This window comes from Nibribacter ruber, assembly GCF_009913235.1.
Lineage (GTDB): Bacteria > Bacteroidota > Bacteroidia > Cytophagales > Hymenobacteraceae > Nibribacter > Nibribacter ruber.
In genome coordinates, this window is record NZ_CP047897.1 from 432,529 (window position 1) to 447,667 (window position 15,139).

At 51.4% G+C, this 15,139-nt stretch carries 7 protein-coding genes; 5 read left to right on the forward strand and 2 right to left on the reverse strand.

Annotation, left to right across the window (positions count from 1 at the left end; genetic code table 11):
• The first annotated feature begins 263 nt into the window (after positions 1-263).
• The 4 genes from GU926_RS01850 (at position 264) to GU926_RS01865 (ending at position 8,324) form a co-directional block, all read left to right on the forward strand.
• Complete coding sequence (locus tag GU926_RS01850) at positions 264-1,892, forward strand: L,D-transpeptidase family protein (RefSeq protein WP_160688492.1); 1,629 nt, start codon at positions 264-266, stop codon at positions 1,890-1,892.
• 671 nt (positions 1,893-2,563) lie between these two features.
• Entirely contained in the window at positions 2,564-3,007 is a 444-nt protein-coding gene (locus tag GU926_RS01855; protein WP_160688494.1) for a transcriptional regulator, read from the forward strand.
• A 595-nt stretch (positions 3,008-3,602) separates the two neighbouring features.
• Entirely contained in the window at positions 3,603-4,754 is a 1,152-nt protein-coding gene (gene dinB, locus GU926_RS01860; RefSeq protein WP_160688496.1) for a DNA polymerase IV, read from the forward strand.
• Between the two features lie 624 nt (positions 4,755-5,378).
• Entirely contained in the window at positions 5,379-8,324 is a 2,946-nt protein-coding gene (locus GU926_RS01865) for a DNA polymerase III subunit alpha (protein WP_160688498.1), read from the forward strand.
• Positions 8,325-8,797: 473 nt separating this feature from the next.
• Here GU926_RS01865 and GU926_RS01870 read toward each other — a convergent pair whose 3' ends face one another.
• A complete protein-coding gene (locus GU926_RS01870) occupies positions 8,798-10,498 on the reverse strand; it encodes a potassium channel family protein (RefSeq protein ID WP_160688500.1) in 1,701 nt (566 codons plus the stop codon).
• A gap of 557 nt (positions 10,499-11,055) precedes the next feature.
• Here GU926_RS01870 and GU926_RS01875 point away from each other — a divergent pair.
• Positions 11,056-12,456, forward strand: a complete 1,401-nt coding sequence (locus tag GU926_RS01875) for a S8 family peptidase (protein ID WP_198001449.1) — start codon at positions 11,056-11,058, stop codon at positions 12,454-12,456.
• A 793-nt stretch (positions 12,457-13,249) separates the two neighbouring features.
• On the opposite strand, the gene GU926_RS01880 is transcribed toward GU926_RS01875, so the two are convergent.
• Positions 13,250-14,674 carry an MATE family efflux transporter gene (locus GU926_RS01880; protein ID WP_160688502.1) on the reverse strand — a complete coding sequence of 475 codons (1,425 nt, stop codon included), beginning with the start codon at positions 14,672-14,674 and terminating at the stop codon, positions 13,250-13,252.
• Positions 14,675-15,139: the final 465 nt, after the last annotated feature.

Here is a 15,139-nt window from a genome sequence, read left to right on the forward strand (position 1 = left end):
ACATGGGGAGGGCGCCCGTTGTAGTACATACTAGACTGTATAGGTAAGGTTTCTTGGTCTGGCAGATGCCTGGCAAGACCCGTTCCTGCTGCAGGAGTAGAGCTAAAATATATAAGATTGCTAATTATATTTTTTGTACAATTTAGAAGTTTTGGGGTTTCCTAACTTTTTGGGCGCTTGGTTAGTATAAAGAGCACATTATACGAAAGATGAAAACCCTTATGAAGTTTGCTAATATGTATTTCCGACTCATGCTATGCCTGATGGCCGGAATTCTTGTGTTAACTGCCTGTGCCAAGTCTAACGACAAAAAATCACAATCCAAAGCGAAGACGGCGGTGGCCCTGCCGCAACAGACAGATAGTGTGTTTGTGGTACGGTATACCACCAGCCAACCGGCCTTTAAAGAGCACTTGCCTCTCATGAAGCTCTTTTACCGGGAGCGCGGCTATAAGTTTGCCTGGTTCAAAGACGGCCAGCTTATTCCGCAGGCGTCCAAGTTGCAGGAAGTCTTGAAGGGTGCCCATGAGGAAGGCCTCAACCCAAGAGACTACCAGGTGGTGGACATTGCGTCTTTGTTCAAGAACTTTGAGGCGGCCAAGGATGATTCTGTCAAGCACAAGATTCAGGAAGAGATTGACGTGGCACTCACGGCCACTTATTTCAACTACGCCTCAGACTTTTACCGTGGCACCGTCAACCCCAAAGCGATGGACAACATTGAGTGGGAGGTGAAGAAAAACAAAATAAAGCTGCACAAGGCCCTTCAGACCATTTTGAAGGAGCGCGACAGCCGTTACCCATATTATGAGTTTGAGGCGCTGCACACCGGCTACATTCGCCTGCGCGATGCCCTCAAAAACTACCGTCAAATCAAACAGCAGGGCGGCTGGCCTAAAGTTGAACTGGCCAAAGCCATCAAACCCGGCGACTCTGCCCAGGCCGTGGTGGCCCTACGCCAGCGACTGTTGGGCAAAACGGCTGCCACCGGCGTGACCTCGCCTAGCGTGTATGACCAGAACCTGGCCACGGCCGTAAAGAAATTCCAGGTGAACAATGGTCTTAAGCCAGACGGCGTGGTGGGCGGGGAGACCCTCAAAAAACTGAATGTGTCTGTAGACGAACGCATTGACCAGATCATCATCAACATGGAGCGCTGGCGCTGGGTACCTAAGCGCTTTGAAGACAAATACGTGTTCGTGAACATACCTGAGTATGTGCTGCACGTGATGGAAAAGGACAAGGAGATCATGAACATGAAAGTGGTGGTGGGCAAGGAAATGAACGCCACCCCCGTGTTCAGTGACAAGTTAGAGTACATTGTGTTCTACCCGTACTGGAACATCACTCCAGACATCTTAGCCGAGGAGATTGCCCCTGCCCAGGCCCAGAACCCCAACTACCTTGCCCGAAACGACATGGAAGTGGTGAAGGACATTGGCAACAACAAAGTAGAGGTGCTGCCGGCGTCTTCTGTAGACTGGTATTCCATTGACAACAAAGCCAAGATCAGAGTGCGTCAGCGGCCAGGGAAAAAGAACCCGCTGGGCTTCGTGAAATTCATTTTCCCCAATGAGCACAATGTGTACCTGCATGATACGCCCGCAGACCATCTTTTCAACCAGACGGAGCGTGGTTTTAGCCATGGCTGTATTAGAATTGAGAAACCGTTTGAACTGGCGCAATACCTGTTGAAAGACCAGAAGAAATGGACGCCTTCGGCTATTCAAGGTGCCATGCACGGCGGGGAAGAGAAATACGTGAATTTGTCTGCCAAAGTACCGGTGTATATTGTGTACTTCACCACCTGGGTAGATGACGCCGGAGAGGTTCATTTTAGAGACGACATCTACGGCCACGACCGCGATTTAGAGATGGCCTATTTTAGATAATAGTTGATTGATAGAATATGTAATTGCCTTTTAAATTACACAGAAATAAACCCCGGCATAGTCTCTAATTAAAAGACTATGCCGGGGTTTATTGTTTTCAGTAGTGTGCAGTGAATCTCTCTAAAAGCCAAAACCCCATTGAAAGGGCAAACGTGCTGGCCTTGCTTTCCTGCATCGCCTAGCTGCCCTTTTCTAGGTTTGCGGTTATCGGCTAACTCTCTTTGCCCATAGTCATGATCCGTTCCTGCTCTAGAGGAGCTTACGTTGTGCGTTGGAAGAAGCATTGGAAATGTTCAATGAGGAAGGTGTGTGACAAAATGACCATTCCTGTTTCTTGGGTTGTTGAACAGGTACTTGAGGTACAGATGTGGCAGTTGTTTTTGTACTTAGCATAACTATTTAGGCAGCTGCAGCTGCCGGAGCATTCCGGAATATATTTACAAATGTAAAACAATTGTAAACTGTTTTGTAAATTGTAAACAGTGTGTACAACTGGATGTAGTGATGAATGACGGCTGTGTTTTTAAGGTGCTGTGAATAAGAGGTTTGATGCTGACTGCTGCAGTGAAGCTTCAATAGGTCATCGACAAGGGCCTTAACCAGGTGCCGCAGTATTCCTTTACAAATGGTATTGAAGTGCTTTTGTAAACTTCCATTTTAAATTGTTTTCTGTGACAGACCTTTTGCCAAGAATAAAAGAATTGTTGACCTGGGCGGGCGGCGGTCCTGCGGCTTTCGCAGATGCCATAGGGCTTCCGCGTCCGGTCATGAGCCATATTCTATCGGGACGAAATAAGCCCAGCCTTGAAGTAGTGCAAAAGATTCTGGCGGGCTTTCCGGAGGTACAAGCCAACTGGCTTCTACTAGGCCAAGGCGAGATGCTAAAGAGTTTAGATAGTTCTTCCTTAACCCAAGCACCTTCTGCTCTGAGCCATGAGGCTGCTGCTTTTTCAGGAGCAGGAAATGAAAAAGGTGAAAGTGCAAAATCTATAAAAGGAGAGGAGCCAGCAGAAGATGCTTTAAAAAGTGGTTCGCCCACCTTGCATAAGAAAGTAAAACAAGTACTGTTTATTTATGAAGACGGCACGTTTGATAGCTTTCAATCTAATGAGTAAGTGAGGGTGCTATTTCTGTTTATTTTTAGAATCGTTTAACTCGGCCTCGCCGTTTTTCTATTCTATATTTCTTTCAAGTGAAAGACGATTTCTGGTTTTACATTCCCGTCAAGTCGTTCTCCTTGTCTAAAAATCTTCCTCTGAATTAGATTTGGATTAGGTATGTGGCAGGTTTATCTCTTCTGCCTTGCTGCACTTTTTATAACTACACTTCTTCTCTATCGGCTACTCATCCATTACAGCGGAATTGGTTTTTCTCAACCGTTCGTTTTTGACCTTATTCCCAGGAAATAGGCAAAAAACGGTTCTTTTACATCGGCTTTTTCCTCCTTTACTTGGCTATTCTCCCCTTAACTAGAGCGCCTGTTGCGTTAAAATTTTTGACGAAGCCCAAATCGTTTTGCTTAGTTCAAACAGCAGAAATGGTAGTAAATACTATAGGGTTGACGCTATGCTCTGTGGATAAATGCTAATTATGTTGGTAAGTTTGTGTATAAATAGTTCTCATATATTTAGCTTTTCTATATTTAAGTCTCGTATTTGCTAATATAATTAGCCTTTTAAGGGCCGTGTGACTTAGCTTTTCTGAGAGAATATGGTAGTAGCAGACAATAGAATTATCGCACATTTAGACTTAGACACGTTTTTTGTTTCGGTGGAGCGCCTGCGCAACTCAGCCTTGGAGCAGAAGCCCATTATTATTGGCGGGCTTTCAGATAGGGGCGTGGTGGCCAGCTGCAGTTATGAGACGCGCTTTTACGGCGTGCACGCGGGCATGCCTATGAAGATGGCCAAACAACTTTGCAGTGAGGCCATTGTCCTGCGCGGCGACATGGAGGCGTACAGCAAATACTCCAATGACGTAACCAGCGTCATTGCTGCCCAGGCGCCCGTCTATGAAAAGGCCTCTATTGATGAGCATTACCTGGACGTGAGCGGCATGGACAGGTTCTTCGGGACGTGGCAGTGGACCAATGAGCTTAGGCAGACCATCATGAGAGAGACGGGGTTGCCAATTTCCTTCGGGCTGTCTGTCAACAAGACCGTTTCTAAGATTGCCACCGGGCAGGCCAAGCCCAACGGCGCATTGCAGGTGAACAGAGAGGAGATAAAGCCGTTTTTGGCGCCGCTGTCCATCAAGAAGATTCCGGGAGTGGGGCAGAAGAACTACCAACTGCTGCGCAACATGGGCATTTCTACCATTGAGGTGCTTACCATGGTGCCGGTGGAGATGATGCAGAAGGTGCTGGGCAAGGAGGGCGTGCACATCTGGGAGAAGGCCAACGGCATTGACCGCGCCCCCGTGGTGCCGTACACCGAGCAGAAGTCCATCAGTACGGAGAAGACCTTCGGGACAGACACCACGGATATTGCGTTTCTGACCAACCTGCTGGTGTCCATGACCGAGGGGCTGGCTTTTGACCTGCGTGCCCAGGGAAAACTGGCGGGCTGCATCACGGTCAAGATCCGGTACGCCAATTTTGACACGCACACCCAGCAGGTCTCCATCCCTTACAACGCCTCAGACCATATTCTCATAAGAAAGGCCAAGGAACTGTTCCAGAAGCTCTACAACCGCCGCCTGCTCATCCGGCTGTTGGGTGTACGGCTGAGCCATCTGGTACAGGGTTTCCAGCAGATAGACCTCTTTGAAGACACCACCCAACTGGCCAACCTCTACCAGGCTATGGACAAAATCAGGTGCCGCTACGGCGGCGAGGCGGTGAAACGAGCAGTGGGAGTTTAATATGCTAATTGATAAATGTGCTGATGTGAAAATTTGGAGATGTGAAAATGGGGCAATGTGGTAATGGTATAGCGTGCTGATGTGCTATTTTCTAATGAGAAGTTCCATTTCCTTGGCCTGTCCCCCGACAGGACAAAAGGAGGGCGTGGGTAACTGGTGAGATTCTGGTATTTCCTCATGAACCGCTTTCTTCTCCATGTTACCATCTTCTTGTCATCCTGCAAGGATCTTGTGGGCAAACTAGACAGGCATAAGCTAAAACTGATGCTCCGTTTTTGGGCTGTTTTCTAGAAAAGGGGCAAAAAACGGGTTGCTGCCTCTTGCCAAGCCTTTGCCTCCACGGCTGGTCGGGATTTCCAATCCGCCTGCGGACGGCTCCTGCACAAGTGACGGTGGGACGGGGATTACAAATCCCCTTTTCGGTACTCCCGGATTAGAAATCCAGAAGAGCGCTGGAGTTATAACACACGGAGGGTTACAAATCCCGGAGAGCCAAAGGCAAATGAAGCGTCCTCGTTTTTGGCTTGTTTCCCAGGAAATAGGCTAAAAACGAATGGCTAACATTCAGCACTTACCCACCACCATCTTATGTCCTATGTCTTGCGTCTTGAGTCTTCATAAAAAATGCTAGCCTTCGTTCATTCGTATTTTAGTTTGCGCTACGGCACGTTGTCGCCAGAGGAATTGGTGGCCGCAGCCAAGGCCCATGGCTACACGGCGCTGGCCTTGACGGATATTAACTCCACGTCTGGGGTGTTTCCGTTTGTGCAGGCGTGTGTGGCGCAGGGCATAGAGCCGGTGGTGGGCATTGAGTTCAGGGTGGGCAGTCAATGGGTGTACACGGGCATCGCTAAAAACCAGGCGGGTTTTAGGGAGTTGAACCAGTTTTTGAGCAGCTGTCTGCTCACGCACCAGTCGTTGCCGCAGGTGCCGCCCGCGTTTGAAGAAGCCCTCATCATTTATCCGTTTGCCCGCGCCAGAGAACTCCGGCAGGCGCTGCGCGAGAATGAATACGTAGGCGTGCGGCCGGGTCAGGTAAACCAGCTGCTGTTCTCAGACCTCCGGAAGAAAAATGTGCGTCTGCTGCTGTACCCGCTGTTCACCTGCAAAAACCAGGAGGGCGTGGCCTTGCACCGCCACCTCAGAGCCGTAGACCACAACATCCTGCTCAGTCAATTAGACCAAGTCCATGGCCTCGCAGAGGAACCGTGTTTCCAGACGGTAGACCGCATCAGGCAGCAGGGCGCTCAATTTCCAGACCTGCTCCAACAGAACACCGCCCTGGCCAAGGAAGTAGCTTTCCCCTTTGACTTCAATAAGCGCCGCAACAAACTGTATTTCACGGCTTCGGCCAAGGATGATATGGCCCTCCTGAAAAAGCTGGCCTTGGATGGTGCCGTCCGGCGCTACGGAGCCAGCAACAAGGTAGCCAAACAGCGGGTGGCACATGAGCTGGAGATTATTGAGAAGCTGCAGTTTGGGGCCTATTTTCTTATTACCGAAGACGTCATCAGCTACGCTAAAAAGCGCAATTTCTACCACATAGGGCGGGGGAGCGGGGCCAACAGCGTGGTGGCCTATTGCCTGGGCATCACAGACGTGGACCCCATTGAGCTGGACCTGTACTTTGAACGGTTCCTCAATCCCAAGCGCACCTCGCCACCCGATTTTGACATTGACTTCAGCTGGGATGAGCGCGATGAGGTGCTGGACTACATCTTCAAACGGTACGGCCGCGAGCATACTGCGTTGATGGGCGCCATGGTCACGTTTCAGCAGAGCTCCATTCTGCGCGAGCTGGGCAAAGTCTACGGCCTGCCCAAAACCGAGCTGGACGCGCTGGTAGAACAGCCGCAGGCGCCTGGCAACGCCAACCACCTCACCAAAGAGATTTTCAGATACGGCCAGCTGCTCACAGACTTTCCTAATGTGCGCTCCATCCATGCCGGCGGCGTGCTTATTTCTGAGGATTCCATCTACAACTACACCGCTCTGGATATGCCGCCCAAAGGCTTGCCCACCGCGCAATGGGACATGTACGTAGCGGAGAGCATCGGTTTTGAGAAACTGGACATCTTGAGCCAGCGCGGCATTGGGCATATTAAAGAGTGTGTGCAGTTGGTGCAGCAGAACCGCGGCATAAAAGTAGACGCGCATGAGGTGGCCAAGTTCAAGCAGGATGAACGGGTAAAGGAGCAGCTCAGGTCCGGGGACACCATTGGGTGTTTTTACATTGAGAGTCCGGCCATGCGGGGCCTGCTCACCAAGCTGCGCTGCGACAATTACCTGTCTCTGGTGGCGGCTAGTTCCATCATCAGGCCGGGCGTGGCCAAGAGCGGCATGATGAAAGCCTACATTGACCGCTTTCATAACCCAGACAAAATCCAGCATCTGCACCCCGTCATGGCTGAACAACTGGGCGAAACCTACGGCGTCATGGTCTACCAGGAGGACGTATTAAAAGTCTGCCATCATTTTGCGGGCTTGGATCTAGCCGACGCCGATGTGCTGCGCCGGGGCATGAGCGGCAAGTACCGGTCCAAGGCCGAGTTCCAGAAGTTGGTAGACAAGTTCTTTGCCAACTGCCGGGCCAAGGGCTACCCCGAGGCCATCACCAAGGAAGTCTGGCGGCAGGTGGAGTCCTTTGCGGGCTACTCTTTTTCCAAGGCGCACTCGGCGTCGTTTGCGGTGGAGAGCTACCAGAGCCTCTTCCTGAAAACGTATTATCCGTTGGAGTTCATGGTGGCGGTCATCAACAACTTCGGAGGCTTTTACCGGACGTGGGTCTATGTGCAGCAGACCCAGAAAGCGGGCGGCACGCTGCATCTGCCCTGCGTGAACCAGAGCAGTTACTACACTTCGCTTTCGGGTACGGACGTGTATCTGGGCTTGGTGCACGTGCAGAACCTGGAGCAGAAAGTGGCTTTTAAGATTGTAGCCGAGCGGGAGGAGAACGGGCCGTATCTAAGTTTGGAGGAGTTCATACGAAGGACGCAGATTTCCCTGGAACAGTTGTTGATTCTGGCGCGCATTCAGGCCATTAGGTTCACGGAGAAGGACAAGAAGTCACTGCTCTGGGAGGCGCACCTGCACCTGGGGCACCAGCCCAAGCAACCGTCCAGCGAACAGCTCTTCCAACTGCCCATGAAAACCTTCACGCTGCCCACGCTCACGCACACGCTGGTAGAAGACGCCTATGATGAGATAGAACTGCTGGGCTTTCCGGTTACCTGCACCTACTTTGACCTGCTGCAAACCAAAGAACGCGGCGATGTGCCCGCCAAGGATTTACACGCCTTTATAGGTCAGAAAGTGCGTATGATTGGCGTGCTGGTGGCCACCAAATACGTACGCACCGTGCGCGGAGACATCATGCAGTTTGGCACGTTTCTGGACGCAACCGGCAACTTCTTTGACACCGTCCATTTTCCGCAGAGCCTGAAAACCTGGCCCTTCAAAGGCTATGGCGTGTACCTGTTGTTCGGAAAAGTGGTAGAAGAATTTGACTTCCCCAGCCTTGAAGTAGAGAAGATGGCCAAACTGCCCTTCCAGAAAGACCCACGGTATTAAAGAAGTAAGAATTATCTGAGCTAGCCGTCCAAGCTTCTCAAACATTCAATATCTCACTATTTTGTCATCCTGGCAGGACCTTGTGAATAAACTAGACAGGCTGAGGCTAAGCACTCGCATCTGTTTTTGGCTTATTTTTCAGAAATCAGCCCAAAAACGCCTTTCCCTCTTTTGCTGTTTCAAGCTATGGAACTAGTCATGGCGCTAGTTTTAACTTACGTGAACTAGCAGGAGTGCAAGGTAAGTTGGTAAACTTGCCCCAGGGGCACCCACAAGTTGCCGCTGCGCTCAAACATGCGGGAGGCTTCCGTTTTTAGCCAATTTTCTAGAAAACAGCCTAAAAACGGAATCTCGCACCCATCCCCTAATTCTTAACTTCCACTAGCTGATCATTCCACACGCTAGGCTAATAGAGAGGTAAAACTCAGGAGCACTAAAAAGTTTTGCAGGCAGCAGCAGCAGCAGCAGCAAAGCTACTCAGTGCCGTAGAGGCTGAAGAATTTGTTTTCGGCTTCTACGGTGCCAATTAAGATGATCTCAGCCTCTGCCGGGACTACCAGAGACGGGTCTGGGTTGATGTGCAGCTTGCCCTCATGACGGACGGCAATGATGGTGCAGCCGGTCTGCTGCCGGATGGAAGACTCTGCAATGGAGCGCCCTGCCAGCTGTTCTGGCGCGGTCACTTTCAAGAGATCCAGGCCCTCGGCCACCATTAGAATGTCACTGCGCTTAAGCAGGTTGAAAATAGTGTTGCTGCCCATAGCCGCGTAGGACATGACAAAGTCGGCGCCGGCGCGGTGCATGGTGGGCAAGTTGCGCTGCAGGGTGGAGCGGGTGATGATCTGCATGTCTTTGCGCAGGCGGCGGCAGTAAATAGTAAGGTACACGTTCACGTCATCGTCATGGGTGGTGATGATCACGCAAGGCGTCTCCGCGATGCCAGCCTTCTGGAGTACTTCTATGTCGGCGGCATCTCCTTTAATGTAGTTGAGGGCAGACTTGAATGACTTGACCCGCTCAGGGTTCTTTTCAATGATGCGGTAATCCAGGCCCCGCGCTGCCAGGGCGCGCCCGGTGGCCCGGCCCACGCGGCCTCCTCCCATGATGAGAATAGGAGCGCTCTCGTTGATGGGCTTGGCGTATTCCTGGTTAAAGGCGTCAATCTGGGTCTTGGAGCCGGCCAGCACCAGCACCATATTCTCGGTGATAAGCGTTTCTGGCTGCGCGGCGTCAAACCGGCCTCTTTCCCAAACTCCTACCACGGTCAAACCAAACCGCTCCCTGAACTGCGTTTCCTTGATGGTCTGCCCCGTAAGGGTAGAACTGGTGACCGTGGCCTCGGCGATGAGCAATTCATGAAACTCCCCGATGACCATGGCCGTAGCCCCGCCGCCGCTGGCCCGCCTGGACAGGAAAGCACCCATGATTTCGCCTAGTTGCAGGACGTGGGTGCTGCCAGCCAGTTCCAGAATGTCCACTGAAACCAGAAAGTTACAAGTGGAGATGATGGGCACCTGGTCACTGATTTCCCGTACCGTGAACGCCACGTTGGTGTTGATCTCATCTGAGGACGTGGCGGCCACCATGGCGGCTTGCTTCACCCGCGCCCGCTCATAGGCGTCAGGATCGTCTAGGTCGCCCAGCATGACCTTGATGCCCAGACCGTGCAGCCGAAGGCCCTCGGCTATGTCTGGTACCAGCACCACGTAGGCAAAGCCAAACTGGTTGAGCTTGGTGATGAGGGCTTCGGTGACCGGGTCATATTTGGTGAGCACCACGTGACCAGCGGTAGTGGGGGGCAATTCGCGCGGTACTTGGGCGTGCTCGCGGGCTTTCATCCAGGGAGCATAAAAGAAGTTGATGAACGTGAACGGGAAAAGAATAAGCAGCAGCACCATGCCCGTGCTCAACACTATAATAGAGAAGAACCTGCCCGCGTCACTGTGAAAGGTGATGTCCCCGAAGCCCAGGGTAGACATGACCGTTAGAGTCCAATACAGGCCGGTGATCCAGGAAAAAGTGCGGCCCTCCCGCAGCATGAGTAGGTGGAAGATGATGGTGAACAAAACGGTGAGGCCCACCAGCACCAGCATGAACTTGAGCAACAATTGCAGGTTGCGCCGTTCAGGCCTATTCTTTAGGATGGCAAGCATTTGAGAGGGCAGGAACTTCATAAGTATTTGCCTATACGATAATTACAAAATGGGTTACTTAGGCTGAGTTTCCGTTTTTGGCCAGTTTCTGAGAAAACAGCCCAAAAACGTTTCACTACCTAGGCCGGCTGTGTTTATTATAAGGAGCGTTGCCCACACCATCGCCAATCCTAAGCCCGCCTTAAGAACCAGTAGTGCTGCAAGGTAGCCTTGCATGCTGGACATCAGCAAGAGAATGCCTACGCGTATGACGGCTGCCAAAACAAGCTACCCGTGCATCAGACTGAAAAACATTGCCCATCAATAGATAGAAGAAAGTAAAAATAGACGTAAAAAATATTTTGCTACCCACTGGCGTGTTACTAATCCTTGGAGAACCTGAAGTAAAATAAAAGAGCGTTGGTGCAGGAAAAGGCCATTGAACATAATATTGGGGATGTTGAAAAAGGTTACATGGTCCTTTGGCCTGTTACGCCGCGGTGGTTTTTTTCCTTTCGTTTGGGGGATGGGTGTTGCAATTTGGAACCGGTAAACAACCCAAATTCAAATCTTTCAACCTTTCAAACAACCCTCTTACCATGAAAAAAAAGTACCTCACCTTCGGGAAAACTGCGGTAGCTGCGGCTGCCCTGTCCATGGCGTTCTTGACCAGCTGTGACACGGACCAGGTTATTGAAACGGCAGAAATCTCTTCCTCCAAAGACGCGCAAGCCATGGCGGGCCATGACCACGTAGCCAATGAAGTATTGGTGAAGTTTAAAGCCGGTACTTCAGATGCCGCCAAAGCCGCCGTGTTGGAACGCATTAGTGGGAAAGTGAAGGAAAAAATCCTGACCAGAACCATGCAACGCCTGGGTGACCGTGAAGGTCTGGTATTGGTCCACACCCCTATGGCAGCCATAGAAGCCATGGGCAAAGTGAAAGGCTCTCCAGAAGTAGCCTTTGTAGAGCCCAACTACATCTACCAGCACCAAGCCGCTTCTACAGACACGTACTTCACCAACGGCAGCCTTTGGGGCATGTATGGTGATGCGTCTTCGCCGGCCAACCAGTATGGCAGCCAGGCCGCCGAGGCATGGGCCAGAGGCAACACCGGGTCTGCCTCTGTGGTAGTGGGCATCATTGATGAAGGTGTTCAAGTAGACCATCCAGAATTGCAGGGACAGATTTGGGTGAATCCGTATGATCCTATTGACGGGGTAGACAACGACGGTAACGGCTATGTAGACGATGTCAACGGCTGGGACTTTGACGGAAACAACAACCAGGTGTATGACGGGGGCACCCGCGGCAGTTCAGATGACCACGGCACGCACGTGGCGGGCACCATTGGCGGTAAAAACAATGGCAGCGGCGTAGTAGGCGTGAACTGGAACGTGACCATGATCTCCTGTAAGTTCTTGGGCCGCAGAGGTGGTACCACCGCCAACGCCGTGAAAGCCGTTGACTACCTAACCGATTTGAAAACCCGTCACGGCATGAACATTGTCGCCTCTAACAACTCTTGGGGAGGCGGTGGCTTCTCACAGGCCCTGTTTGACGCCGTAGAGCGCGCCAATACTAAAAACATCTTGTTCGTGGCTGCCGCCGGTAATGGCGGTTCTGACGGCGTGGGTGACGACAATGATGCCGTTGCCAGCTTCCCGTCTAACATGACCAACGCTAACGTTATTGCCGTGGCTGCCATCACGAATACTGGTGCCCGTTCCTCGTTCTCTAACTATGGTGCTACTACCGTTGATATTGGCGCCCCTGGTTCTGCCATCTGGTCTTCTACGGCCTACAACACGCTGTCTTCTTACAACGGTACGTCTATGGCCACGCCGCACGTAACCGGTGGAGTGGCCTTGTATGCCGCCTCGCACCCAGGTGCTACCGCCGCCGAGATCAAGAATGCTATCCTCAGCAGCGCCATTCCCACCTCTTCTCTGGCTGGTAAGTGCGTAACGGGCGGTCGTTTGAATGTAAGCGGTTTCTAAGTTTTTGTGTATTTAGTGAATTGGAAGGCCGTCCTGCTTTTGTGCAGGACGGTTTTTTGTTTTTGCTTGAGGGTCGTTTTTGGCTTGTTTTCTGGGAGTTAGGCGAAAAACGATGGTGGATTGAAAATGCCTTTCCGTCTGGCCTGGCGTAGAAGGGGTTACTTTGAGCCACGATTAGCTGTTGCCTTTCTCTTTTCTATGGCGCGGATGTTACATCAGTTACTTGCTGCTGTTCTTTTTGCCGTGCACTTCCGTTGGCTGTTCCTAGAGTAGTTTCTTTACTTCCGGGGCGAACTCACAGCCTTGTTTCATTTCTTCTGGTAAGCGCTCACGGCCGCGGGGCCCCGTCCCGGCCCTTCGCGCTGCTGTTGTTTGTGGGACTTTGTCCCTGCCGCCGCTCACCGCGGCGCACAAACACCAGAGGCGCTCAGGACCAGGACTGGTTTGGGTCCCAATCCTGCTGCGGTTTGATGGTTGGTTTAGCTGGTTTCAGGCAATGGCCTTGGCTGTTGTTGCAGAGTCATGCGTGCTATCGCACGGTCTTTTTTCTTTATTTCCGTAGGGATTGTATTTTCTGGTTTTGGCCTGCCTGTGGCTTGATAAACTTCTAGAAACCTCTCCATGAGCCTTTGTCAACCGTAGATTAGCCTTTGAGGGACGAAGGGGGTGTGGCATCAGCAGATTCAAAGTAAGGAAGGCAAGTCCTTTTAATCAATCATTTAATTGTACTAACAAAAAGGCCCCTCCAAATCAGGAGGGGCCTTTTAAATTAATAAACTCCAAAAGTAAATTTTTACACCTTCACGGTCTTCCACCGGCCTCGTTTGAACAAGAAAATGCTGACGAGGGTGATGAACGTCTCGGCCACTGGGATGGCAATGAACACACCCAGCGGGCCCAGCGCAAAGGTCTTGGCTAAAATATAGGCCAAAGGAATCTGGAATGCCCAGAAGCCGCCCAGATTCACCCAGGTGGGTGTCCAGGTATCGCCGGCGCCATTGAAGGTGTTGATGAGCACCATCCCGATGCCATAGAAAATGTACCCCACGCTCATAATCCTGATGGCTTGAATGGCCACTTCCTGCACCTGGGCATCATTGGTAAAAAAGGCCACAAAATATCCGGCACCCACCAAGCTGATTATCGTCACGAAGGCCATGAAAAGCACGTTGTATTTGGCGGTCTGCCAGACGGCCTGTTCGGCGCGCTCTATTTGGTGAGCACCCAGGTTTTGTCCTACCAAGGTGGCGGCGGCATTGCTGAGGCCCCAGGCCGGCAGGATGAAGAACATGAGCAGGCGCAACGCGGTTTGGTACCCGGCAGAGCCATGGTCGCCACCGGTAGTGGCCACTAACTGCGCCAGGAAAATCCAGCTGCAAGAAGCAATCACAAACTGCAGCACCGCCGGCGAGGCAATCTTTACCAATGCTTTAATCTGCTCTTGGTCAGGTACAAAATGCTGAAGCCGCACCTGCAGCGCGCTGTTGCCTCTGGTAAGGTGATACAATTGGTAGGCCACACCCAAGCCTCTGCCCAGCGTAGTCGCCATGGCCGCACCCGTCAACCCGAAGGCCGGAATAGGACCGAAGCCATTAATGAAGATAGGGCAGAGGATGATGTTGGCCACATTAGCCACCCACAGACTCTTCATGGCAATGGCGGCGTTGCCCGCGCCCCTGAAAATCCCGTTGATCAGGAACAACAGCATAATGAACAGGCTGCTGCCCATCATGAGCTGCATGAATGGCGTTCCCACCCGGGCCACCTCGGCAGAAGCACCCATGAGCAGCAGGATCTTCTCTGCGAACACCACGCCCAGTACGCTCAGAACTAAGGTAATCACGCCCGCAATCAAGATGGCCTGCATACCGGCCTTGGTAGCGGCTTCGGGGTCTTTCTCGCCAATACGGCGGGCAACCACGGCCGTAGCAGCCATGCTGATGCCAATGGCCAGAGAGTAAATGACGGTTAAGACTGATTCGGTGAGGCCCACGGTCTGGATGGCGAAGGAACTGTTGTGCAAGTGCCCCACAAAATAGAGGTCTACCAGCGCAAACACAGACTCCATGATCATCTCCAGCATCATGGGAATGGCCAACAGCACCACAGACCGCCTGATGCTGCCTACGGTGTAATCTAATTCTTCGCCGTTAAGCGATTGTTTTATAATGGATAGGAAAGAAGAAAGCTTCCCCAGGGAGGTATTTTTTGGTGACATGGTAAAAATGATTGTAGTGGACAATACGTTACCCTTCGCCAGGCTTGTGTAGGTGGCAGGGAAAGTAAAAAGAGGAAGGGAGGATGCCCTGCGTTACTTGATGCGGGCAGCTACTACAATCATATTCATATGCTTAGCTGAAGTGCAAGTATATGTAAATTTATGAACAAGTAATAGGATTCATAGTCCTTTGAGATGCAATACTAAATTTCCCATGGGTAGAAACTCAATCCGACATGGGTCAATGAGTCAACTTGAGTAATATATTTCAAACATTCTAAGGTCATGAGAAAGTAGACCTTCAACTACTTTCGTTTTTAGCCGATTTTCTGGGAAATAAGCCAAAAACGGAGCTGGCCACTTAGCCAAGGTTGGATACATTATCTGTCTGTTGAATAAATTCTTAAACTAACTTCCTTGGCCACAAGTATTCATGCCTCAACACTGTTACCAAGTAGCGTACCT

Bases quoted from the DNA above. Each gene is read 5' to 3' on its own strand.
- GU926_RS01865 (WP_160688498.1), top strand. From the start codon at position 5,379: ATGCTAGCCTTCGTTCATTCGTATTTTAGTTTGCGCTACGGCACGTTG.
- GU926_RS01875 (WP_198001449.1), top strand. From the start codon at position 11,056: ATGAAAAAAAAGTACCTCACCTTCGGGAAAACTGCGGTAGCTGCGGCT.
- GU926_RS01870 (WP_160688500.1), bottom strand. From the start codon at position 10,498: ATGAAGTTCCTGCCCTCTCAAATGCTTGCCATCCTAAAGAATAGGCCT.
- GU926_RS01880 (WP_160688502.1), bottom strand. From the start codon at position 14,674: ATGTCACCAAAAAATACCTCCCTGGGGAAGCTTTCTTCTTTCCTATCC.
- GU926_RS01850 (WP_160688492.1), top strand. From the start codon at position 264: ATGGCCGGAATTCTTGTGTTAACTGCCTGTGCCAAGTCTAACGACAAA.
- dinB (WP_160688496.1), top strand. From the start codon at position 3,603: ATGGTAGTAGCAGACAATAGAATTATCGCACATTTAGACTTAGACACG.